The organism is Arthrobacter sp. 2YAF22_2 (assembly GCF_052114645.1).
In the GTDB taxonomy this organism is placed as follows: domain Bacteria; phylum Actinomycetota; class Actinomycetes; order Actinomycetales; family Micrococcaceae; genus Arthrobacter.
This window is the reverse complement of the sequence record NZ_JBFRFD010000589.1, coordinates 1-2,055: the sequence shown is the minus strand read 5'-3', so window position 1 is coordinate 2,055 and position 2,055 is coordinate 1. Positions and strand designations below refer to the sequence as shown.

The window sequence follows — 2,055 nt, the reverse complement described above, 5'->3', positions numbered from 1 at the left end:
CCTGGTGGACCGCATGCGCCGCGAGTTCAASGTCGAGGCGAACGTGGGCAAGCCCCAGGTTGCCTACCGCGAAACCATCAAGCGCGCTGTGGAGCGTCACGACTACACGCACAAGAAGCAGACCGGTGGTTCGGGTCAGTTCGCAAAGATCCAGATCGCGATCGAGCCGTTGGACACCTCCGAAGGCGAGATGTACCAGTTCGAGAACAAGGTCACCGGCGGCCGCATTCCGCGCGAATACATTCCGTCGGTCGACGCCGGCATCCAGGATGCACTGAACGACGGCGTCCTGGCCGGTTACCCGGTTGTCGGCATCAAGGCCACGCTGATCGACGGCGCGTACCACGATGTTGACTCCTCGGAAATGGCGTTCAAGATCGCTGGCCGGATGGCTTTCAAGGAAGCCGCACGCAAGGCGAACCCTGTCCTGCTCGAACCGCTGATGGATGTCGAGGTCCGCACCCCTGAGGAATACATGGGTGAAGTTATCGGTGACATCAACTCCCGCCGCGGCCAGATGCAGTCCATGGAAGATGCCCAGGGCGTCAAGGTCATCCGCGCGCACGTTCCGCTGTCCGGCATGTTCGGTTACATCGGCGACCTGCGTTCGAAGACCCAGGGCCGCGCTGTGTACTCCATGACGTTCAACAGTTACGCGGAGGTCCCGAAGGCAGTAGCCGACGAGATCATCCAGAAGAGCCGCGGCGAGTAGCCCCCAGGGCTACCCGCAGCAGCGACAAAAAACTCGGGTGCGGTTCCTCAATAGGGACCCACCTGGTGCAGGCGGCCGGTTTCCGGTTAGATGCAGTCCGGACTGCTGTAGTCCGGTCAAGCCGGGCACCGGCCGCCAGCACGACCAGGCACTAGGCACTAGTATTAGTTCCTGAATCAGCAATTTCACCAATCCAAAGCCCCCCAAGTAGACTTGCTGAAGTTTCGGCCGCGACAAGCGCGGGCGGAGGGCAAGTCATTTGAAAACGTTCTAGGAGGAACCTGTGGCAAAGGCAAAGTTCGAGCGGACTAAGCCGCACGTTAACATCGGCACCATTGGTCACGTTGACCACGGTAAGACGACGCTGACGGCCGCCATTTCCAAGGTGCTGTACGACAAGTACCCGACTCTCAACGAGAAGCGTGACTTCGCGTCCATTGACTCTGCTCCCGAAGAGCGTCAGCGCGGCATTACCATCAACATCTCGCACGTTGAGTACCAGACCGAGAAGCGCCACTACGCACACGTAGACGCCCCCGGTCACGCTGACTACATCAAGAACATGATCACCGGCGCTGCTCAGATGGACGGCGCAATCCTCGTGGTTGCCGCTACCGACGGCCCGATGGCTCAGACCCGTGAGCACGTTCTGCTCGCCCGCCAGGTTGGCGTTCCCTACCTGCTGGTCGCGCTGAACAAGGCTGACATGGTTGACGACGAGGAGCTCCTCGACCTTGTCGAAATGGAAGTTCGTGAGCTGCTCAGCTCGCAGGGCTTCGACGGCGACAACGCCCCGGTCGTTCGCGTTTCGGGCCTGAAGGCTCTGGAAGGCGACCCGGAGTGGGTCAAGTCCGTCGAGGACCTCATGGCTGCCGTCGACGAGTCCGTTCCGGACCCGGTTCGCGACCGTGACAAGCCGTTCCTGATGCCGATCGAAGACGTCTTCACGATCACCGGCCGTGGCACCGTTGTTACGGGCCGCGCCGAGCGTGGTACCCTCGCCATCAACTCCGAGGTCGAGATTGTCGGCATCCGCCCGATCCAGAAGACCACGGTTACCGGTATCGAGATGTTCCACAAGCAGCTCGACGAAGCATGGGCCGGCGAGAACTGTGGCCTGCTGCTCCGCGGTCTGAAGCGCGACGATGTCGAGCGTGGCCAGGTTGTCGTCAAGCCGGGTTCCATCACCCCGCACACCGACTTCGAAGCCAACGTCTACATCCTCTCCAAGGACGAAGGCGGGCGTCACAACCCGTTCTACTCCAACTACCGCCCGCAGTTCTACTTCCGCACCACGGACGTAACCGGCGTTATCACCCTGCCGGAAGGCACGGAAATGGTTA

1 protein-coding gene and 1 pseudogene are annotated in these 2,055 nt (G+C 61.1%); both read left to right on the top strand.

From position 1 onward, the window contains the following. Positions 1-712, top strand: a pseudogene (gene fusA, locus AB4Y86_RS17605) (elongation factor G); the annotation flags it as partial. 283 nt (positions 713-995) lie between these two features. Next, positions 996-2,055, top strand: a 1,060-nt coding sequence (gene tuf, locus AB4Y86_RS17600) for an elongation factor Tu (RefSeq protein WP_441403449.1), incomplete at its 3' end; no start/stop codon positions are given.